The organism is Streptomyces sp. NEAU-sy36 (genome assembly GCF_013423905.1).
Taxonomy (GTDB): Bacteria; Actinomycetota; Actinomycetes; order Streptomycetales; family Streptomycetaceae; genus Streptomyces; species Streptomyces misionensis.
This window is the reverse complement of sequence record NZ_CP058977.1, coordinates 2,495,663-2,515,132: the sequence shown is the minus strand read 5'-3', so window position 1 is coordinate 2,515,132 and position 19,470 is coordinate 2,495,663. Positions and strand designations below refer to the sequence as shown.

The following is a 19,470-nucleotide window of genomic DNA, read 5'->3' as shown; positions in this document are numbered from 1 at the left end:
CACCGAGGTCAACGGCGCGTGACCGGTCCGGAAATCGGGAGGAATTCCGCATATCGACGGCCTGATTTCGCCTTGCGGGCTCCGCCGGAATCCGATAGCTGAAACTCCGGTTGAACACACGTCGTATAAACTTCGTCCACAAGGCGGGAGGGTGGCGCCCTCGGTCCTGGTCCTGCCGCATTCCTGCCGCGCCGGTTGACGGACGGCAGGGCGAGCCGCACCCTCGTTCTTCACCGATCCGGCCCCCACCTCTCCGGCCTTCCGTGAGCAGACAGCGCCGTCCGCCCCACCTCCCTCGCGCCGCCGCGCCTGTCGAATGAGAGGCGACCCACCATGCCGCTGCACGTTCCTCCTGCCCCCGCGCCCGCCCTGCGTTCCGTCCTCGCCGCCCTCGGTTCGCCCACCGCGGTCCGTGAGGCACGTACTCCCTCCCTGCGTGCCGCGCAGGGTCCGACGGAACCCGAACTCCCTTTGCCCGTCCACGTGTTGGAGGGACTCACCGCTCCGGGGCCGGCCACCACCCGGCTGACCGGCTGGCGCTTCCTGATCCGCTGCGGCGACCGTGCGGTGGCCGCGGCCGAGACCATGCTCACCCCCGACGGCTGGGCCTTCTCGCACTTCTTCGAGGGCCCCTACGTCGCCTCCACCGAACTCGCGCTCCAGCAGGCTGGAACACTTCAACTCCCTTACCAGCCAAGGCTGCTGTCGATTCCCGGCCTCTACATGCTCACCCTGTGGCTGCACGGCGACATCACCGGCGACGGCACGGAAGGGCGTCCCGCCGACACCGATCTGCTGGTGCCGCTCGCCCCGGCACCGCCCGGCATAGCGGCCCATCTGCCGCACCGGGTCGCCGATCTGCTCCCGGTACTGGCCCTGCGCGCCAGCCGCCTCCCGCTGCTCGGCTCGCCCGCCGCCTGAACCCCGTCCCACCCGTACCCCGCGGCCCCGAGGCGGCGGGGTACGGTGGCGTTCCCACCCGGCCCCGCCCGGCCCCACCGACGGACTAGTCCGCTTCGGCCACGGCGAACCACCCGAATTGACAGTGCAGTTGGGTTGAACCGCCCGCCCGGGTGATGCGTCCTCAACCTGTGGGAAGCGCTGCCTCGAAATCCCTGCGGAACCACGCCCCGAGGGCAACACTGGGTACCGACCGACTACTTACGGGGGGACGGCCATGACCACCACAGAGCGAGAGATCCCACCCATGTGCAAGCACCAGCCACCGTGCCCGCCGGCCGAGTCCGCCGACCGGGAGTCCGCCCGCCTCGTGGCGCACCACCCGGAACAGGGCTGGAGTCTGCTGTGCAACGGCGTCCTGCTCTTCGAGGACACCGGTGAGCTGCTGCCCGACGGCCGCGTCATCGCCCCACACCGCCCGCTCGGCGCGGGCGAGGTGATGACGGCCGCCTGAACGGAGCATCGCTCCGAGGACGGCAGGGGCCGGCCGCACCCACCCGGTGCGACCGGCCCCGACGCATGCCCGCCCGGCCGCGGTACCGGAGAGATCTCCGGCGACACGGGACCCGGGGTGCCGGTGCAGGCCCTCGTGGTACACGACCCGCCCGGCCCGCGCCCTCCCCGTTCGCGTCCCGTCAAGAAACCCGGTCCGTCCGTCAGGACGCCGTCAACGCGTTGTGCCGTCCGGCCCGAGGCTGTCTACCGTCTGAGTCATGAAGCACAGCGACGACACCCGGCCCCGGGTGACGAGCCCCACCCCGCCCGCCGGACCGATCGCGTACGACCGCGGCTGGGCCGGTGAGGTACGCACCGCGGTGCGCTGTGCCCTCGCCCTGTTCGTGCTGCTGCTCTGCATCGACGCCGCCGCCGGCTCCCTCACCTGGTGGCGCGGTCTGCTGTGGGGCGCGCTGGCCGCGCTGCTGGGCCTCGTCCTCCACCCGGCGAGGATCACCGCCGGTGACGGCTGGCTGGCCGGCAGGCGCCTGCTGCGCACCCGCCGGATCCGCACCGATCTGCTCACGGTGGTGCACCCGGTGGACGGCGTCACCCAGCGTCTGATGCTGCGCGACGCCCTGGGGAACCGGATGGAGATCGATCCCGAGGTGCTGATCCGCAACCCCGGCCTGTGGTACCGGCTCGCCGAGGGCGCCCGGCAGGCCGAGGCCTCCGGCACCCTGCGCTGCGGCACCACCGCCCTGCACCGGCTCGCCCGCCGCGTGGACCGGGAGACCGCGCTGGCCGTGTTCAAGGCGTCGGGTCTGGAATGAGCCGCCGGACGAGCGTTCCCGGACGCCCGGTCCCTCTCCCCCCGCGATGACACTCGGTGTCCGCTCCCCCCACCCCGGAGGTGCCCCTCGCCCCTCCCCGGCTCCGCTCCTTCTTGATGCGCCTGCGACGTCACCGGGCCATTCTTAACGCAAGATTGACGCCCACCGGCCCTGGATCCGGGGGCCATGGCGTCACTCTCCGCTTACGCTGGTGCCGCCGTCCGTGGGATGGCCGAAAAGAGCTGAGCCCCACCTCAGGAGCACACCGAATGGCCACGACCGAGCGCCCTCCCAGTACCGGCCGCCTGCGCGCCTGGATGCTGGAGGGCCTGTCCGACATGGGCAAGAGCGGTGGCCACACCGGACCGCACGCCCAGCCCGAGCCCCCGCACAAGGGCCAGCGCTGGTGGCGGGTGATGTGCCTGACCGGTGTCGACTACTTCTCCACCCTCGGCTACCAGCCGGGCATCGCGGCCCTGGCGGCCGGTCTGGTCTCGCCGCTGGCGACCATCGTGCTGGTGCTGGTCACCCTGGCCGGCGCCCTGCCGGTCTACCGCCGGGTGGCGGAGGAGAGCCCGCACGGCGAGGGCTCCATCGCCATGCTGGAGCGGCTGCTGTCCTTCTGGAAGGGCAAGCTGTTCGTGCTCACCCTGCTGGGGTTCGCGGCCACGGACTTCCTGATCACCATCACGCTGTCCGCCGCCGACGCCTCCACCCACCTGGTGGAGAACCCGCATCTGACCAACGCCCTGCACGGCCGGCAGATGCTGATCACCCTGCTGCTGGTGGCCCTGCTCGGCGCGGTGTTCCTCAAGGGCTTCCTGGAGGCGATCGGCGTCGCGGTCACCCTGGTGGGCGTCTACCTCGCGCTCAACCTGGTCGTCGTGATCGTGGGCCTGTGGCACGTCCTCACCGCCGAGCACGTGGTCACCGACTGGACCAACGCCCTGACCACACAACACGGCAATGTCTTCGTGATGATCGGCGTCGCGCTGATCGTCTTCCCGAAACTCGCCCTCGGCCTGTCCGGCTTCGAGACCGGTGTGGCCGTCATGCCGCACGTCAAGGGCGACCCGGGCGACACCGAGGAACACCCGACCGGCCGGATCCGGGACGCCAAGAAGCTGCTGACCACCGCCGCCGTCATCATGAGCGCGTTCCTGATCACCAGTAGCTTCATCACCACCCTGCTGATCCCGGAGAAGGAGTTCAAGCCGGGCGGCCAGGCCAACGGCCGTGCCCTCGCCTACCTCGCGCACCAGTACCTCGGCGGCGCCTTCGGCACGGTCTACGACGTCTCGACCATCGCCATCCTGTGGTTCGCCGGCGCGTCCGCCATGGCGGGGCTGCTCAACCTGATGCCGCGCTATCTGCCCCGGTACGGCATGGCCCCGCACTGGGCGCGGGCGGTGCGCCCGATGGTCATCGTCTTCACGCTGATCGCGTTCCTGGTGACCTGGATCTTCGACGCCAATGTCGACAAGCAGGGCGGTGCCTACGCCACCGGTGTGCTGGTGCTGATCAGCTCCGCGGCGATCGCGGTGACCATCGCCGCCCGCAAGGCGCGGCAGCGCCGGTGGACGATCGGCTTCGCGGTGATCTCTGTGGTGTTCCTGTACACCACGGTGGTCAACGTGATCGAGCGGCCGGACGGTGTGAAGATCGGTGCCTGCTTCATCGTGGGCATCATCCTGGTCTCGCTGCTGTCCCGGCTGGCCCGCGCCTTCGAGCTGCGGGTGACCAGCGTGACGCTCGATCCGCTGGCGGAACGTTTCATCCGGGACATGGCCAGCCGGAAGATGCGGTTCATCGCCAATGAGCCGGGCCATCGCGACAAGGCCGAGTACCGGGACAAGGTCGAGCAGATCCGCGCCGACAACGACATGCCGGAGCAGGAGGACTTCGTCTTCGTCGAGGTCACGGTCACCGACCCGTCCGAATTCGAGGCGAGCCTGACCGTGCGCGGCGAGGTGCTGCACGAGCGGTACCGGGTGCTGACCCTGGAGTCGGCCTCCATCCCCAACGCCCTGGCGGCGCTGCTGCTGCACGTCCGCGACGTCACCGGCTGCACCCCGCACATCTACTTCGAGTGGACCGAGGGCAGCCCGTTCGCCAACTTCCTGCGCTTCTTCCTCTTCGGGCAGGGAGAGGTCGCCCCGGTCACCCGCGAGGTGCTGCGCGAGGCGGAGCCGGACCGGGCCCGCCGGCCGCGTGTGCACACGGGCTGAGCCCGGCCCTATGGTGATCGCCATGCAGGACTACACCATCGGCCAGGCGGCGCGGCTGCTCGGCGTCAGCCCGGACACCGCCCGCCGCTGGGCCGACGCGGGCCGGGTGGCCACCCATCGCGACGAGGCGGGAAGGCGGCTCATCGACGGCAGGGACCTGGCCGCGTTCTCCGTCGAACTGGCCAAGAGCGGCGGCGAGGAGGAGCCCTCCTCCACCTCCGTGCGCAACGCCTTCCCCGGCATCGTCACCGCGATCAAGCTCGGTGACGTGGCCGCCCAGGTGGAGATCCAGGCGGGCCCGCACCGGCTGGTGTCCCTGCTCACCCGCGAGGCCGTCGAGGAACTCGGCCTGGAGGTCGGCATGGAGGCCACGGCCCGGGTGAAGTCGACCAACGTGCACATCGACCGCGCCTGACCCCGCCGTTCCTCACCGTGCCGGGGCCCGCGCGGCGGCGGCCGGGACCGGCCCGGCGCTTCCGTACCCCCCGTCCACCCGGATCGCCGTGATCCCGCTGATGTGCCGGGCGCCGCAGCGGTCCTGGGGCAGCACCAGCTGGGGGCCGGCGGCGTCCAGCGGGGTGTCGTCGATGCTCACCCCGAGCAGGACCGGGGCGTCGGCGAAGTCCGGGTCGATCTCGGCCCAGGAGAGCAGCGCCTGGTGGCCGTCGGTGCCGGTGACGGCGATCAGGAAGCGCAGCCGGTCCTTGCGGCGCCCCGGGTCGAAACCGGGCCCCGCGTCGGCCAGGACGTCGTACAGCCGCGGCCCGGTGAACCGGTGGTGCCGCATGCCGCTGGTCGCGCATTCGAAGCCGACGGCCACCCGGTGCTGCGGCCAGGACAAAAGGTCCGGCACGGTCAGCCGGGCGGGTCTCACGAGATCACCGGTCAGGGCGAGCCGGGCGAGGGTCACCTGCGACCACCTCCGGCTGGACGGTACCCGCCGCCGGGTGCCATACAAACGCACATGCAAGCCACTCCGAGAAGGATCATGGCTCATGCGAAGCAACAAGGGACTTACACCTGGCAGATGCGGCAGTATCATCACGGCACGGCCGGAACACCACGGCCGTGCCAGGGCGCGACCGTCTTTCCGTCGATCCAGGGAGTAGATCCGTGATGACCCGTTCCGTGCGCCGGACCCGGCGAGTGCTGCGGCCGGCCGGCACGGGAGCCGCCGCCCTGCTGGCCCTCAGCGCCTGCTCCCCTTCCTCCCACTCGTCGGGCGCCGCCTCGGACCCGTCCGGTGCGGCCTCCTCGAAGCCGTCCGGCACGATCACCGTGTTCGCCGCCGCCTCGCTCCAGGAGAGCTTCACCACCCTGGGCAAGGAATTCGAGCGGCGGCATCCCGGCACCAAGGTCAGGTTCAACTTCGGCGGCAGCGACACCCTCGCCGCGAGCATCACCAGCGGCGCCCCCGCCGACGTCTTCGCCGCCGCCAGCCCCAAGACCATGGCGACCGTCACCGACGCCGGGGACGCGGCCGGCACCCCGGTCACCTTCGTCCGCAACCAGCTGGAGATCGCCACCCTGCCCGGCAACCCCGGCAGGGTCGCCTCCCTCAAGGACCTCGCCAGGCCCGGCCTCAAGGTCGTCCTGTGCGACAAGACGGTGCCGTGCGGCGCCGCCGCGCAGAAGGCCCTGGACGCCGCCCACCTCACGCTCACCCCGGTCTCCTACGAGCAGGACGTCAAGAGCGCCCTGAACAAGGTGGAACTCAAGGAGGCCGACGCGGCGGTGGTGTACAAGACCGATGTGCACACGGCGGGTGACAAGGTGGAGGGCGTGCGGTTCCCCGAGTCCGCCAAGGCCGTCAACGACTACCCGATCGCCCTGCTGAAGAACTCCGAGAACGCCGGGGCCGCCAAGGCGTTCATCGCCCTCGTGCGCTCCGCCGAGGGCCAGAGGGTGCTGGGCGGGGCCGGGTTCCTCAAGCCGTGACTCCTCCCCTCGAACCCGGCGCCGCGACCGGCCCCCGCACGGACCGGCCGCGGCGCCGCCGTACCGCCACCGGGGGCACGAGCGCCCGGCGCACCGCCGCGGGCCGCCGCGGCGCGCCGCTGCCCCTGCTGCTCCCCGGCGTGCTGGCCCTGGCGTTCCTGCTGGTGCCGCTGCTCGCGCTCCTGGTGCGCGCGCCCTGGCGCAGCCTGCCGGACCGGCTGACCAGTGCCGAGGTGTGGCAGGCGCTCCAGCTGTCGCTGGTCAGCGCCACCGCGGCGACCGCCGTCAGCCTGGTCCTCGGCGTGCCGCTGGCCTGGCTGCTGGCCCGCACCGACTTCCCGGGGCGCGGCCTCGTGCGGGCCCTGGTGACCCTGCCGCTGGTGCTGCCGCCGGTCGTCGGCGGTGTGGCCCTGCTGCTCGCCCTGGGCCGCAACGGCGTCGTCGGCCAGTGGCTGGACTCCTGGTTCGGTATCACGCTGCCGTTCACCACCACGGGCGTCGTCATCGCGGAGGCGTTCGTCGCCATGCCGTTCCTCGTCATCAGCGTCGAGGGCACCCTGCGCGCCGCGGACCCGCGCTTCGAGGAGGCCGCGACCACCCTGGGCGCCTCCCGCTTCACCGCGTTCCGCCGGGTCACGCTGCCGCTGATCGCGCCCGGCATCGCGGCGGGCGCGGTGCTGGCCTGGGCGCGCGCCCTCGGCGAGTTCGGCGCCACGATCACCTTCGCGGGCAACTTCCCCGGCCGCACCCAGACCATGCCCCTCTCGGTCTACCTCGCCCTGCAGAACGACCCCGAGGCCGCGATCGCGCTGAGCCTGGTGCTGCTGGCCGTCTCCATCGCGGTGCTGGCGGGACTGCGCGACCGATGGCTGACAGGGGTGTGACCATGCCGGCAGGACGGCGGACGACGCCCACGAGCCCCGCAGCGAAGGGTCGCGAACCGATGACCGACGTCGCCGCCCCGCGGCTGCCGCGGACGGACCGGCAGGGGCTCGACGCGCGGCTCGTTGTGGACCGCGGCTCCTTCCGCCTCGACATGGCGCTGACGGCGGCGCCCGGGGACGTGGTCGCGCTGCTCGGGCCCAACGGCGCGGGCAAGACCACGGCGCTGCGCGTGCTGGCCGGTCTGGTGCCCCTGACCGAGGGCCATCTGCGGCTCGACGGCGCCCCGTTGGAACGGGTCCCGCCGGAGTCCCGCCCGGTCGGCGTGGTCTTCCAGGACTACCTGCTCTTCCCGCACCTGTCCGCGCTGGACAACGTGGCGTTCGGGCCGCGCTGCCAGGGCCTGGGCAAGGCGGAGGCGCGCGCGGTGGCCGCGGCCTGGCTGGAGCGCATGGGGCTCGCCGACCACGCGGGTGCCAAGCCGCGCCGGCTCTCCGGCGGCCAGGCCCAGCGCGTGGCCCTCGCCCGCGCGCTCGCCACCCGGCCCCGGCTGCTCCTGCTGGACGAGCCGCTGGCCGCCCTCGACGCCCGCACCCGGCTGGAGGTCAGGGCCCGGCTGCGACAGCATCTGGCCGAGTTCGAGGCGGTCGCCGTCCTCGTCACGCACGACCCGCTGGACGCCATGGTGCTCGCCGACCGGCTGGTGGTCGTGGAGCACGGCCGGGTCGTCCAGGAGGGCGCCCCCGCCGACATCGCCCGCCGCCCGCGCACGGACTACATCGCCCGGCTCGTCGGCCTGAACCTCTACCGGGGCGAGGCCGGGGGCCACACCGTACGTCTGGACGCCGGGCCGGAGATCGCCACCGCCGAGGAACTGTCCGGCCCGGCCTTCGTCGCCTTCCCACCGTCCGCCGTGACCCTCCACAAGCAGCGGCCCACCGGCGCCCGTCATCCGTGGCGCTGCGAGGTGGCCGGCCTGGAGACCCACGGCGACCGGATCCGCGCCGACCTCACCGGCGAACTCGCCCTCGCCGCCGACCTCACCGCGATGGCCGCCGCGGAGCTGGAGCTGCGTCCCGGTGCACCGGTCTGGGCGACAGTCGAAGCGACGCAGACCCACGTGTACCCGGCCTGATCCCTCGGGCGCCTACGGTGGGTGACCATGACCCTGAGCATCCGCAACCAGCTCCCCGGCACCGTCACGGCGGTCCACCCCGGCGAGGCGATGGCCATCGTCGAGGTCCGCCTGGACGGCGGGCAGGACCTGACCGCGGCGATCACCCGGGACGCCGCCGAGGACCTGGCCCTCGCGCCCGGTACGCCGGTGCGCGCCCTGGTGAAGTCGACCGAGGTGTCCCTCGCCACGCACCGCGTGGCGGGCCTGTCGATCCGCAACCAGCTCCCCGGCGCCATCACCCGTCTGACCACCGGCGCCGTCATGGCCACCGTGCGCGTCGCCGTCCCCGGCGGCGAGCTGACCGCGGCCGTCACCAAGGAGGCGGCCGCCGATCTCGGCCTGTTCGTGGGCTCCGACGTGGTGGCACTGGTCAAGGCGACCGAAGTGGCACTGGCGACCGCGTAGGGCGAGGGCCCCGCCCGGACATCCGGACGGGGCCCTCGGGGAGCGCGGTTCAGCGCGGGCCGGTCAGTCCTCGTACGCGTCCAGCGGCGGGCAGGAGCAGACCAGGTTGCGGTCGCCGAAGGCCTGGTCGATGCGGCGCACCGGCGGCCAGTACTTGTCGGCCACCGACACACCGGCCGGGAAGACGGCCTCCTCGCGGCTGTAGGCGTGCGTCCACTCGCCGCCGAGCGCGGCCGCGGTGTGCGGCGCGTTGTGCAGCGGGTTGTCCTCCGCCGGCCAGACGCCGGAGCCGACCTTGTCGATCTCCGCGCGAATCGCGATCATCGCGTCGCAGAACCGGTCCAGCTCGGTGATGTCCTCGGACTCGGTGGGCTCGATCATCAGCGTGCCGGCCACCGGGAACGACATGGTCGGCGCGTGGAAGCCGTAGTCGATCAGGCGCTTGGCCACGTCGTCCACGCTCACGCCGGTCGCCTTGGTCAGCGGGCGCAGGTCGATGATGCACTCGTGCGCGACCAGGCCGCCGGGGCCGGTGTAGAGCACCGGGTAGTGCGGCTCCAGGCGCTTGGCGATGTAGTTGGCGGACAGCACGGCCACCTGGGTGGCCCGCTTGAGGCCCTCGCCGCCCATCAGGCGGACGTACGCCCAGGAGATCGGCAGGATGCCCGCCGAGCCCCACGGCGCCGCCGAAATGGGACCGACGCCCGTCTCCGGGCCCGCCGCCGGCTGCAGCGGGTGGTTGGGCAGGTACGGCGCCAGGTGCGAGCGGACCGCCACCGGGCCGACGCCGGGACCGCCGCCGCCGTGCGGGATGCAGAAGGTCTTGTGCAGGTTGAGGTGCGAGACGTCGCCGCCGAAGTGGCCCGGCTTGGCGAGGCCGACCAGCGCGTTGAGGTTGGCGCCGTCGACGTACACCTGGCCGCCGGCCTCGTGCACCCGGGCGCAGATGTCGGCGACGTGCTCCTCGAACACACCGTGCGTGGACGGGTAGGTGATCATCAGCACCGCCAGCTCGTCGCGGTACCGCTCGATCTTGGCCCGCAGGTCCTCGACGTCGATCTCGCCGTCCTCGGCGGTCTTGACGACGACGACCTTCATGCCGGCCATCGCGGCGCTGGCGGCGTTCGTGCCGTGCGCGGAGGACGGGATGAGGCAGACCGTGCGGCCCTCGTCGCCGTTGGCGCGGTGGTAGCCGCGGACCGCCAGCAGACCGGCCAGCTCGCCCTGGGAGCCGGCGTTCGGCTGGAGGGAGACCTTGTCGTAGCCGGTGACCTCGGCCAGGCGGTCCTCCAGCTCGCGGATGAGCGTGAGGTAGCCCTCGGCCTGCTCGGCGGGCGCGAAGGGGTGCAGCGCGCCGAACTCCGGCCAGGTGACCGGCTCCATCTCGGTGGTCGCGTTGAGCTTCATGGTGCAGGAGCCCAGCGGGATCATGCCGCGGTCGAGCGCGTAGTCGCGGTCGGCCAGCTTGCGCAGGTAGCGCAGCATCGCGGTCTCGGAGCGGTGCTGGTGGAAGACCGGGTGGGTGAGGTAGTCGTCGCCGCGCAGCAGGGCCTCGGGCAGCGCGTCGGGGGCGCTCGCGTCCAGCGCCTCGATGTCGGCCTCGACGCCGAAGGCGGACCAGACGGTGGCCAGGTGCGCCCGCGTGGTGGTCTCGTCGCAGGCCATGGAGACGTGGTCGGCGTCGACCAGACGCAGGTTGACGCCGTTGTCCCGGGCGGCGGCGACGATCTCGGCGGCCTTGCCGGGCACCCGCGCGGTGACGGTGTCGAAGAACGCGCCGTGCACCAGGTCCACGCCGCCGGCCCGCAGGCCCTCGGCGAGGATCGCGGCGTACCGGTGGGTGCGCCGGGCGATCGTCCGCAGGCCCTCGGGACCGTGGTAGACGGCGTACATGCCGGCCATGACGGCGAGCAGCACCTGCGCGGTACAGATGTTGCTGGTGGCCTTCTCGCGGCGGATGTGCTGCTCGCGGGTCTGCAGGGCCAGCCGGTAGGCCTTGTTGCCGTCGGCGTCGACGGACACGCCGACCAGGCGGCCGGGCAGGCTGCGGGCGAACTTCTCGTGCACCGCCATGTAGCCCGCGTGCGGCCCGCCGAAGCCCATCGGGACGCCGAAGCGCTGGGTGGTGCCGACGGCGATGTCCGCGCCCAGCTCACCCGGAGAGGTCAGCAGGGTCAGGGCGAGCAGATCGGCGGCGACGGTGACCAGGGCACCCAGCTCGTGGGCCTGCTCGATCAGCGGCTTGATGTCGCGTACGGCACCGGAGGCGCCCGGGTACTGGACCAGCACGCCGTTGATGTCCCGGGCGGCGATGTCGGCCGGGATGCCCTCGCTGAGGTCGGCGACGACGACCTCGACACCGGTCGGCTCGGCGCGGGTCTGGATCACGGCGACGGTCTGCGGCAGTGCGTCCGCGTCGACCAGGAACAGGCCCTTCTTGTTCTTGCCCATGCGCCGGGACAGCGCCATGGCCTCGGCGGCGGCCGTGCCCTCGTCCAGCAGGGAGGCGCCCGAGGTGGGCAGGCCGGTCAGGTCGGCGACCATGGTCTGGAAGTTCAGCAGGGCCTCCAGACGGCCCTGGGAGATCTCCGGCTGGTAGGGCGTGTAGGCCGTGTACCAGGACGGGTTCTCCATGACGTTGCGCAGGATGACCGGCGGGGTGAAGGTGCCGTGGTACCCCAGGCCGATCATGGAGCCGAGGACCTGGTTGCGGTCGGCGAGCGAGCGCAGCTCGGCCAGCACCTCGGCCTCGGTGCGGGCGCCCGGCAGGTCGAGCGCGTCGGCGTTCTTGATCACATCCGGGACCGCGGCGGCGGTCAGCTCGTCCAGGGAGCCGTAGCCCACCTGCGCGAGCATCTTGGCCCGCGCCTCCTGGTCGGGGCCGATGTGGCGCTGTTCGAAGGGGATGCCCGCTTCGAGCTCGGAGAGCGGAATGCGTTGGGCGGTCATTGCGGAGGCCTCCTGGTCTGACGCGACCTTCGAAGGGCACCACGGCGCGGGTGCCCCGACGGCCTCCCCCTCTGTCATCTCAACCTGAGAGCTTCACCGGACGCCTCGCGACGCCGGCTTTCACCGTCGGTGAGAGCGGAAGCCGTCGACACCCGCCCTGCTTTCCAGAGTGACCTCGTCCGTGCGGTACGTGAGCCTGAGAGATTCCGGGGAGGATTTGCTCCTTCGGCGCCTCCGAGGTGGTCGGAGGACTCTCCCGCACGGGGTCAGCAGCCGCAATCAGCCTACCAGCGAGGTCAACGGCCGGTTCCTCAAGTGGCCGCCGCGGTGAAAGTGCTCTTTCGTAGTGCTTACGGATGAGTTGCGACCACGTGGAGGGAGAGGGACCGTGCAGACCGACATCGATCCGCGCAACCTGATCGGCCGCAAGGCCTTCGACCGCACCGGCACGAAGATCGGCACGATCGACGAGGTGTATCTGGACGATGCGACCGGCGTGCCCGAGTGGGCGGCCATACGCACCGGCCTCTTCTCCCGGGACGCCTTCGTCCCCCTGGAACCCAGTGAACTCGTCGACGGCACCCTGCACGTCCCCTTCGACCGTTCCCTGATCAAGGACGCCCCCGACTTCGGCGTGGGCCGCCACCTCTCCCCCGAACAGGAACTCCAGCTCTACCACCACTACGGCCTGGACGTGCCCCCGCCGGCGGCGGCCCCGGACCACGACTTCGGCAAACTGGCGGGTTCAGAGGAGACGTGACTACGGCTGCCCCCGCCCGGCGGGCACCGGCACCAGGGGCAAGGGGTCGGCCGGCCGCAGCGCGGGGTCGGTGACGAGGAACGTCCGCACCCGCCCCGGATCCGACTGGGGGGTCTCGAACCGCACCGTCACCCGGCCCACGCCGCTGCCCTGCACCCACCCGTGGCCGAACTCGTCGTGCCGTACGTCCTGGCCGGCCCGCCAGTGCGGGGCGGCGGGCTCGGGCGCCGCCGCCGACTCGGCCACCGGCGCCTCGGGCGACACCTCCCGCGACGGCTTCGCGGCCTGGGCGAACAGGTCCTCCTGGGTGTAGTCGGCGAGCCCGGTGACGCCCACCCCGAGCAGTCGCACCCCGCCCGTGGTGTCCACGGAGTCCAGCAGCCGCCCGGCGGCCTCCCGGACGACCTCCGGGTCGTCCGTGGGACCCCGCAGCGTCTCGGAGCGGGTCAGCGTCGAGAAGTCGTACCGCCGCACCTTCAGGACGATCGTCCGCCCGGACAGCCCCGCCTCGCGCAGCCGCCCCACACAGCGGTCGGCGAGTCGCCGCACCTCGAACCCGATCCGCGGCCGGTCGTGGATGTCCACGTCGTACGTGTCCTCGACCGACACCGACTTGGCCTCCCGCTCGGCCACCACCGGCCGCTCGTCCCGGGCCAGGGCCATGGCGTACAGCGCCTGTCCGTGTGCCTTGCCGAGCAGCCGTACGAGCTCGGCCTCGCCCGCCTCGGCCAGCTCCTCCACCGTGGTGATGCCGGCCCGCCGCAGATGGTCACCGGTGGCCGGCCCCACCCCCGGCAGGGTGCGCACCGGCATAGGTCCCAGCAGGGCCCGCTCGGTGCCCGGCTCGATCAGCACCAGCCCGTCCGGCTTGGCCTCCTCGGACGCGATCTTCGCGAGCATCTTGGAGGCGGCGAGCCCCACCGACCCGGCCAGCCCGGTGGCCGCGCGGATGTCCTCGCGCAGTCGGACGCCGGTTCGCCGCGCCGACTCCGCGTCCCACGCCGTCCCCCCGGCCGCCAGGTCCACGAACGCCTCGTCCAGGCTCAGCGGTTCCACCAGCGGCGACAGCTCCCGCAGCAGCGCCATCACCTGGTCGCTGACCGCGCGGTAGAGCGAGAAACGCGGCACCAGATACGCGGCGTTGGGCGCCAGCCGGCGCGCCTGCGCCATCGGCATCGCCGAGTGCACCCCGAAGACCCGTGCCTCGTAGGAGGCGGTGGCGACCACTCCGCGCGGCCCGAGCCCGCCCACCACGACCGCCTTCCCGCGCAGGCTCGGCTTGGACGCCTGCTCCACCGAGGCGTAGAAGGCATCCATGTCGAGATGCAGGATCGTGGGCGCGTTTCTCACACCTCCGATGCTGCACCACGGCACTGACAATGCCCATGTGCTGCAAGGGGCCGGTCAGACCGCCCGGTTGCGGCGCCGCGCCAGCTCGTCCGCCGGGTTGTGCCCGACGAGGGTCTCGCCGGTGTCGATCCGCTCGCCGTGCAGCTGGGACAGGGCGCTCTCCACGTCCCGCCACACCACGCCGACCGCGATCCCGAAGATGCCCTGGCCGCCCTGGAGCAGGGCGTGGACCTCGTCCGGCGAACCGCACTCGTAGACGGTGGCGCCGTCGCTCATCAGCGTCATCCGCTCCAGGTCCCGGAAACCGCGCTCCCTGAGGTGCCGCACCGCCGAGCGGATGTTCTGCAGCGAGACCCCGGTGTCCAGGAACCGCTTGACGATCTTCAGGACCACGACGTCCCGGAAGCTGTACAGACGCTGGGTGCCCGAGCCGTACGCGGGCCGCACACTCGGCTCGACCAGGCCGGTGCGCGCCCAGTAGTCGAGCTGTCGATAGGTGATGCCGGCCGCCGCACAGGCCGTGGGCCCCCGGTAGCCGATCTCTTCGGACGTCATGGACGCCGCCCCTCCGCCGTCCGGCACCGCCGTCGGCCGCTGCGGAGCGTGATCCACCGCGCTGCTGTGAACCGGGTACGGACCGCTCTCCCCGAAACCGCGCACGGGAGCACCCCCAGCCGTACCGTCGCCGCTGGTTCTCACGCCGACCTCCGTCCTTGACCTGCCTTCTCGACGGTAGGCAGTCACCAGGGGTGCGTCAACGATCGCCACACTCGGCACGCCGAGTGATAATCACCCAAGGAGTGGTTTCCCGTGTCCCACCGCGGGGAAAGGCTAGCCGAATGCCCTCGCGGGAACCCGTAGGACGCTCTCAATCGCCGGTGGCAATTGCCCGGCAGCGGGCCGCGCCGGGCCCCGGGCCGGCCGCCGGATGACCCGGACGCCCGGCTCCGGGAGCCCTCACTGGTTGCTGGTTCCGAAGTCCTCGGGCGAGATCTGGTCGAGGAACTCGCGGAACTTCTCCACCTCGTCCTCCTGCTCGTCCGGAATGGCGATGCCCGCGTCGTCCAGCACCGTGTCACTGCCGTAGATCGGCGTCCCGGTGCGCAGGGCCAGCGCTATGGCATCGGAGGGCCGGGCGCTGACCTCGACTCCACTGGCGAAGACCAGCTCCGCGTAGAAGACACCTTCCCGCAGGTCGGTGATGCGTACCTCGGTCAGCTCCTGACCGAGGGCCTCCAGCACGTCCTTGAACAGGTCATGGGTCAGCGGCCTGGCCGGGGCCATGCCCTGCTGGGCGAAGGCGATCGCCGTCGCCTCCCCCGGCCCGATCCAGATGGGGAGGTAACGGTCGCCCCCCACTTCGCGCAGGAGCACGATCGGTTGGTTGGAGGGCATTTCGACCCGGACACCTACGACATCGAGCTCGTTCACACAGCAACCCTAGGCCGTGCCCGGGACGTTTGGGTAGTCGGGCCGGGCACAGCAGCCCGATCCGGCCCCCTCCGACGTCCCCGGATCAGGGCAGACGCACCCCGAGGGCGGTCTTCACCAGGGACGCGTGCAGCTTCATGGTGAGCGCCGCCAGCTCCTTCGTGCGGGCCTCGGCGAGCGCTCTGGTCTGCGGATTGCGGTGGCGCTTGAGCGGGGCCACCACCTGGTCGACCAGCCCGGCCTCCCGGTCGGCGGCCGCCTTCATCACCCGCAGATGGCGGGGCTCGATCCCGAAGCGCCCCAGCTCCGCGACGAGGGTGGCCACGGTGACGGCCTCCGCGTCGTACGACCCGTCCGCGAGCGGCACCAGGAGCCCGTACGACTCCCACTCCGCCAGCTCGGCCTCGCCGATGTCCGCGGCCGCCAGCAACTCCGCCCGGCCGACCCTGGCCACCGTGGGCCCCTCCAGCACCTCCAGGGCGTCCTCCCCGCCGCGCTGGCGCCCGACCACGGGCAGCGGGACGGCCTCGCCCCGCTCCATGGCGTCCAGGTGCTCACGGATCACCTTGAGCGGCAGATAGTGGTCCCGCTGCATTCTCAGGACGTGTCCGAGGCGCTCGACGTCACCGGCGCTGAACTTGCGGTACCCCGAAGGGGTCCGCTGCGGCTCGATGAGCCCCTCCGCCTCCAGGAAACGAATCTTGGAGATGGTGACTTCGGGGAACTCCTCGCGCAGCACGTTCAGCACCGTGCCGATGCTCATCAGCCCACTGTCCCTGGCGGCGGTACCGCTTCCGGCACCGCCGCTCGGTGTTTGAAGCATGGACCTTCCCTGGGTTACCCCCGGAGCGTGTCCGGGGGCGGGTCAGATGCCCTGCCGGCTCGCGTAGAACACCAGCCGGTACTTGCCGATCTGCACCTCGTCACCGCTCTGCAGGGCGACCTGGTCGATCGGCTCGCGGTTGACGTAGGTGCCGTTGAGGCTGCCCACGTCGGCGACGGTGAACGAGCCGTCCGGGGAGCGGCGGAACTCCACATGGCGACGCGAGACCGTCACGTCGTCCAGGAAGATGTCGCTCTGCGGGTGACGGCCGGCCGTCGTCAGGTCGCCGTCCAGCAGGAAGCGGCTGCCCGAGTTCGGGCCGCGGCGCACCACCAGCAGGGCCGAGCCCGCCGGGAGCGCCTCCACCGCGGCCTGCGCCTCCGGCGACAGCATCGGAATCTGTCCGGTCGTCTCCGCGTCGTACGCCTCAAGGCCGGAGATCGAGATCGTTGACGTCGTCTCGGAGGCGCGCTCGGGCACGGCTCCGGGACGCAGCGGCGCACCGCAGTTGGAACAGAAGCGGGCGTTCTCCGCGTTGCGGTTACCGCACCTCGTACACACCAGGGCCGACATGGACGGATCCTCCTGCCGCGGCTGTCCCGCCGAGGCGTTGGACGCGTACGGGCCGGGACCAAAGTCTCCACCCGTACTTGAGGTTGACGGTTGCCCGAAACCTATGCCGCCGGACTGGCCAGGGTCAACTGACGGCGCGCCCTGGCCTCCCGAAATGTCACCGCCCGGACCAGCCACCTGGTCCCGGAACAGCGGCCGCTGACCCTGTGCGTCAGGCTGTGCGCGATGACGAGCGGTCGCGTTGTCGCCGCCCTCTCGCGCGCTCTTGCCGAACCACTTCGCAAACAACTTCACGGGCGATTCCCCTTGACCGAAACAGACCCGCCCGTGGGGCAGGACGAACCCTGATTGCCGACACCGGCCGACCCGGACACCCTCACAACGTCCGTGCCCACCAGACAGTTTCCACCACGCGCCACCTCGTCGGGGCGCCGACCCCCCGCAACCTCATGCCCCTGCCGGAAGGCCCCCATGCACCAGCGGTTCACTGGGAGGACGACCGAGCGTAGTCAGGCTGCTTCGCCTGTCGCAAGGCGTCCACGACGATCTTGCCCGACTGTGCGACGGAGACCGTGGCCTGCTCCTTCTCCAGAGTCTGCACCACGCCTCCCGGGATGTTCAGCGCCGGCTCGAGGTCCTGCGGCTTGCCGATGACCTTGAAACGATAAGGGGCGTTGATCTTGTTCCCGTCCACGCTCACGCTCTTGCCCGCGTCCGCGAAGTAGGTGTTCGCCACCACGCGGACACCGTTGACCTGGATCGCCTCCGCACCGGCCGCGCGCAGCTCCTGGATGGTGTCGAGCAGCATGTCGGACTGGACCGTCCCCTTCGTGTCCTCGATCGTCATGGTGATGCCGGGACCCTGAGCCGCCACGGTGCCCGCCAGGATGCCGAGTTGCCTCTCCTTCTCGGCGGTCTGCCGGCGCGCCTCCGCGGCCTGGTCGGAGCTGCTCTGGAGCTCCTGACGCTGCTTCTCGAGTCCCTGCCTCTCGTCTTCAAGACGCTGAGTACGCGAATCCAGTTCATCCAGGATGCGAACAAGATCTTCTTGACGTGCGCCGCGCAGCGCACTGTCGGTGTCGCTGTTCGACGCCACCTGGACGGCCAGGCCGAAGCCGAGACCGAACAGCAGGAGCGCCACTATGAGTTGGGGCCGGGTGAGGCGCGGCGGCCACAGTCCCTTGACCAGCCGCTGACGTCCGGTCAGCGGCTCCTGCGGGCGCGGGCCCGGCTGCCGTCCGGCGCCGGGCGGCGGGGCGGGCACCTCGGCCGGCAGTTCCTTGCGCAGCCGGTTCTCCGGCCGCTCGCCCTGCCCGCCGGGGCGGTCGGGTTCCTCGTGGCCGCCGTGCCGCTCGCGGCCGTTCTCGTCCTCGCGGTCGTACTGGTCGCTCATCGCCTCACGCCCGGAAGACATGCCGCCGGATCGCCGCGGCGTTGGAGAAGATCCGGATGCCGAGGACGACCACGACACCCGTGGACAACTGCGCACCCACGCCCAACTTGTCGCCGAGGAACACGATCAGGGCCGCCACGACCACGTTCGAAAGGAAGGACACCACGAAGACCTTGTCGTCGAAGATGCCGTCCAGCATGGCCCGCAGACCGCCGAAGACGGCGTCCAGTGCCGCGACGACGGCGATCGGCAGATAAGGCTCCACGACCGCCGGAACCTCGGGCCGGACCAACAGGCCGGCCACGACTCCCACGACGAGGCCCAGTACGGCGATCACGATGTGCCCTTCTTCGTCTTCTCGGTGTTCTCGGTCTTGCCGCTGTCCGCGGTGTCCGGCCTCGCCGTGCGGACGATCACGCTCGGCGCCGCGGGCAACCGGACGTCGCGCTGGGTGGCGATGGTGGCGCGGATGCCGTAGTTCTGCTCCAGGGCATGCAGGTACAGGCCGTCCGCACCGTTCTGGAAGTCACTGCTCAGCCTGGGCCCGTCCCCCACCGCGAGCACGGTGTACGGCGGCACCAGCGGCCGGTTGTCGACCAGTATCGCGTCTCCGGCGGCCCGGATCGCCGACAGGGCGGTCAGCCGCTGCCCGTTGATGGACACGGCCTCGGCGCCGGACTGCCACAGCCCGTTGACGACGCGCTGGAGATCACGGTCGCGCACCCGGCCGGTGTCGGAGAACCCCGCCGTCTCCCTGGGGTTGGAGCCGTCGCCACCGGAGCTGGCCTCCTTGGCGTCGTTCACGACCAGCTTGACGCCCGGACCGTGCACCTCGGTGGCGCCGGACAGCATGCCCACCAGGTCCGCCTCGGCGCTGCCCCCGCTCGCTTTCAGCGCCGCCCGCTGGCGCGCGCTGACGTCGTCACGGAGTTTGTCGACACTGCCCTGGAGCCTGTCCGCGTCCGCGGTCTCCTTGTCGACGCGGTCGATCAGCTCCTGGCGCTCCTTGGCCACCACGGGCGCCGCCACGCGCGCCTGGGCCGCCCCTACGGTCACGACCAGGGCCGCGAGCACCAGACCGCCCGCGAGGCCCAGCTTCGCCCTCAGGGTCTTCGGCAGGCCGCCCTCGCCCTGGGACTTCTTCCGGGCGGCGGCCTCGGCGTACCCGTCGTCGAGGCTGTGGTCCATGACGTTGGTGATCAACGACATGGAGGCGTCCGGGCGGCGCGGCCGCGCGGGGCTGCTCCGAACGGGGGGTTGCTGCGGCATGCCGCACATCGTCGCACGTCGCGCGCGATACCTCCGAATGGCCCCACCGGCGTGCCGGACAGGC

General features: G+C 71.7%; 19 protein-coding genes, 1 pseudogene and 1 riboswitch. Of the genes and pseudogenes, 10 read left to right on the top strand and 10 right to left on the bottom strand.

Annotated elements, in window-relative coordinates:
* Positions 1-333 precede the first annotated feature (333 nt).
* The 5 genes from HZZ00_RS11595 (at position 334) to HZZ00_RS11575 (ending at position 4,871) form a co-directional block, all read left to right on the top strand.
* Positions 334-921, top strand: a complete 588-nt coding sequence (locus HZZ00_RS11595) for a hypothetical protein (RefSeq protein WP_180332100.1) — start codon at positions 334-336, stop codon at positions 919-921.
* Positions 922-1,207: 286 nt separating this feature from the next.
* Positions 1,208-1,414 (top strand): DUF5999 family protein, encoded by a 207-nt coding sequence (locus HZZ00_RS11590; protein ID WP_070028338.1) that lies wholly within the window; start codon positions 1,208-1,210, stop codon positions 1,412-1,414.
* Between the two features lie 259 nt (positions 1,415-1,673).
* Entirely contained in the window at positions 1,674-2,228 is a 555-nt protein-coding gene (locus HZZ00_RS11585; protein WP_180332099.1) for a hypothetical protein, read from the top strand.
* Between the two features lie 269 nt (positions 2,229-2,497).
* Positions 2,498-4,456, top strand: coding sequence for an APC family permease (locus tag HZZ00_RS11580; protein ID WP_180332098.1), 1,959 nt, complete (start codon positions 2,498-2,500; stop codon positions 4,454-4,456).
* 22 nt (positions 4,457-4,478) lie between these two features.
* Positions 4,479-4,871, top strand: coding sequence for a molybdopterin-binding protein (locus HZZ00_RS11575; protein ID WP_180332097.1), 393 nt, complete (start codon positions 4,479-4,481; stop codon positions 4,869-4,871).
* A gap of 12 nt (positions 4,872-4,883) precedes the next feature.
* On the opposite strand, the gene HZZ00_RS11570 is transcribed toward HZZ00_RS11575, so the two are convergent.
* Complete coding sequence (locus tag HZZ00_RS11570; RefSeq protein WP_257585750.1) at positions 4,884-5,366, bottom strand: molybdopterin-dependent oxidoreductase; 483 nt, start codon at positions 5,364-5,366, stop codon at positions 4,884-4,886.
* 206 nt (positions 5,367-5,572) lie between these two features.
* Here HZZ00_RS11570 and modA point away from each other — a divergent pair, with 206 nt between their 5' ends.
* From modA to HZZ00_RS11550, 4 genes are read left to right on the top strand one after another with little or no spacing between them, the layout of a single operon-like run.
* Positions 5,573-6,394, top strand: coding sequence for a molybdate ABC transporter substrate-binding protein (modA, locus tag HZZ00_RS11565; protein WP_180332095.1), 822 nt, complete (start codon positions 5,573-5,575; stop codon positions 6,392-6,394).
* Positions 6,391-7,278 carry a molybdate ABC transporter permease subunit gene (gene modB, locus HZZ00_RS11560; protein WP_180332094.1) on the top strand — a complete coding sequence of 296 codons (888 nt, stop codon included), beginning with the start codon at positions 6,391-6,393 and terminating at the stop codon, positions 7,276-7,278. The genes modA and modB overlap by 4 nt, the downstream gene beginning before the upstream one ends.
* Before the next feature lie 59 nt (positions 7,279-7,337).
* The gene (locus tag HZZ00_RS11555; RefSeq protein ID WP_180332093.1) at positions 7,338-8,411 is read left to right on the top strand and encodes an ABC transporter ATP-binding protein; all 1,074 of its coding nucleotides are present in this window, start codon (positions 7,338-7,340) and stop codon (positions 8,409-8,411) included.
* A gap of 27 nt (positions 8,412-8,438) precedes the next feature.
* Positions 8,439-8,858, top strand: a complete 420-nt coding sequence (locus HZZ00_RS11550; protein ID WP_074991761.1) for a molybdopterin-binding protein — start codon at positions 8,439-8,441, stop codon at positions 8,856-8,858.
* Positions 8,859-8,921: 63 nt separating this feature from the next.
* On the opposite strand, the gene gcvP is transcribed toward HZZ00_RS11550, so the two are convergent.
* Entirely contained in the window at positions 8,922-11,807 is a 2,886-nt protein-coding gene (gcvP, locus tag HZZ00_RS11545) for an aminomethyl-transferring glycine dehydrogenase (protein ID WP_180332092.1), read from the bottom strand.
* A gap of 174 nt (positions 11,808-11,981) precedes the next feature.
* Positions 11,982-12,076, bottom strand: a riboswitch (glycine riboswitch).
* 119 nt (positions 12,077-12,195) lie between these two features.
* On the opposite strand from gcvP, the gene HZZ00_RS11540 reads away from it, so the two are divergent.
* Positions 12,196-12,567 (top strand): PRC-barrel domain-containing protein, encoded by a 372-nt coding sequence (locus tag HZZ00_RS11540; protein ID WP_180332091.1) that lies wholly within the window; start codon positions 12,196-12,198, stop codon positions 12,565-12,567.
* Here the strand turns inward: HZZ00_RS11540 and HZZ00_RS11535 are convergent.
* From HZZ00_RS11535 to HZZ00_RS11500, 8 genes and pseudogenes are all read right to left on the bottom strand, one after another.
* Positions 12,489-13,917 (bottom strand): annotated as a pseudogene (locus HZZ00_RS11535) (DNA polymerase IV). The gene HZZ00_RS11540 and the pseudogene HZZ00_RS11535 sit on opposite strands and share 79 nt — an antisense overlap.
* Positions 13,918-13,971: 54 nt before the next feature.
* Positions 13,972-14,616 (bottom strand): MerR family transcriptional regulator, encoded by a 645-nt coding sequence (locus HZZ00_RS11530; RefSeq protein ID WP_180332089.1) that lies wholly within the window; start codon positions 14,614-14,616, stop codon positions 13,972-13,974.
* A 258-nt stretch (positions 14,617-14,874) separates the two neighbouring features.
* The gene (locus HZZ00_RS11525; protein WP_070028357.1) at positions 14,875-15,348 is read right to left on the bottom strand and encodes a bifunctional nuclease family protein; all 474 of its coding nucleotides are present in this window, start codon (positions 15,346-15,348) and stop codon (positions 14,875-14,877) included.
* 85 nt (positions 15,349-15,433) lie between these two features.
* A complete protein-coding gene (locus HZZ00_RS11520; RefSeq protein ID WP_070028359.1) occupies positions 15,434-16,171 on the bottom strand; it encodes a MerR family transcriptional regulator in 738 nt (245 codons plus the stop codon).
* A gap of 42 nt (positions 16,172-16,213) precedes the next feature.
* Complete coding sequence (locus tag HZZ00_RS11515) at positions 16,214-17,038, bottom strand: FHA domain-containing protein (protein ID WP_180332088.1); 825 nt, start codon at positions 17,036-17,038, stop codon at positions 16,214-16,216.
* Between the two features lie 190 nt (positions 17,039-17,228).
* A complete protein-coding gene (locus tag HZZ00_RS11510; protein ID WP_180333463.1) occupies positions 17,229-18,137 on the bottom strand; it encodes a DUF881 domain-containing protein in 909 nt (302 codons plus the stop codon).
* A gap of 4 nt (positions 18,138-18,141) precedes the next feature.
* On the bottom strand, positions 18,142-18,474 hold the full coding sequence (locus HZZ00_RS11505) for a small basic family protein (protein WP_003988855.1): 333 nt from the start codon (positions 18,472-18,474) through the stop codon (positions 18,142-18,144).
* Entirely contained in the window at positions 18,471-19,415 is a 945-nt protein-coding gene (locus HZZ00_RS11500) for a DUF881 domain-containing protein (protein ID WP_180332087.1), read from the bottom strand. Before HZZ00_RS11500 ends, HZZ00_RS11505 begins: the two co-directional genes overlap by 4 nt.
* Positions 19,416-19,470 lie beyond the last annotated feature (55 nt).

Coding starts and splice junctions, on each gene's coding strand:
- HZZ00_RS11585 (WP_180332099.1), top strand. CDS start 1,674: ATGAAGCACAGCGACGACACCCGGCCCCGGGTGACGAGCCCCACCCCG.
- HZZ00_RS11555 (WP_180332093.1), top strand. CDS start 7,338: ATGACCGACGTCGCCGCCCCGCGGCTGCCGCGGACGGACCGGCAGGGG.
- HZZ00_RS11500 (WP_180332087.1), bottom strand. CDS start 19,415: ATGTGCGGCATGCCGCAGCAACCCCCCGTTCGGAGCAGCCCCGCGCGG.
- HZZ00_RS11550 (WP_074991761.1), top strand. CDS start 8,439: ATGACCCTGAGCATCCGCAACCAGCTCCCCGGCACCGTCACGGCGGTC.
- HZZ00_RS11580 (WP_180332098.1), top strand. CDS start 2,498: ATGGCCACGACCGAGCGCCCTCCCAGTACCGGCCGCCTGCGCGCCTGG.
- HZZ00_RS11590 (WP_070028338.1), top strand. CDS start 1,208: ATGTGCAAGCACCAGCCACCGTGCCCGCCGGCCGAGTCCGCCGACCGG.
- HZZ00_RS11510 (WP_180333463.1), bottom strand. CDS start 18,137: ATGAGCGACCAGTACGACCGCGAGGACGAGAACGGCCGCGAGCGGCAC.
- HZZ00_RS11575 (WP_180332097.1), top strand. CDS start 4,479: ATGCAGGACTACACCATCGGCCAGGCGGCGCGGCTGCTCGGCGTCAGC.
- modA (WP_180332095.1), top strand. CDS start 5,573: ATGACCCGTTCCGTGCGCCGGACCCGGCGAGTGCTGCGGCCGGCCGGC.
- gcvP (WP_180332092.1), bottom strand. CDS start 11,807: ATGACCGCCCAACGCATTCCGCTCTCCGAGCTCGAAGCGGGCATCCCC.
- HZZ00_RS11520 (WP_070028359.1), bottom strand. CDS start 16,171: ATGCTTCAAACACCGAGCGGCGGTGCCGGAAGCGGTACCGCCGCCAGG.
- HZZ00_RS11595 (WP_180332100.1), top strand. CDS start 334: ATGCCGCTGCACGTTCCTCCTGCCCCCGCGCCCGCCCTGCGTTCCGTC.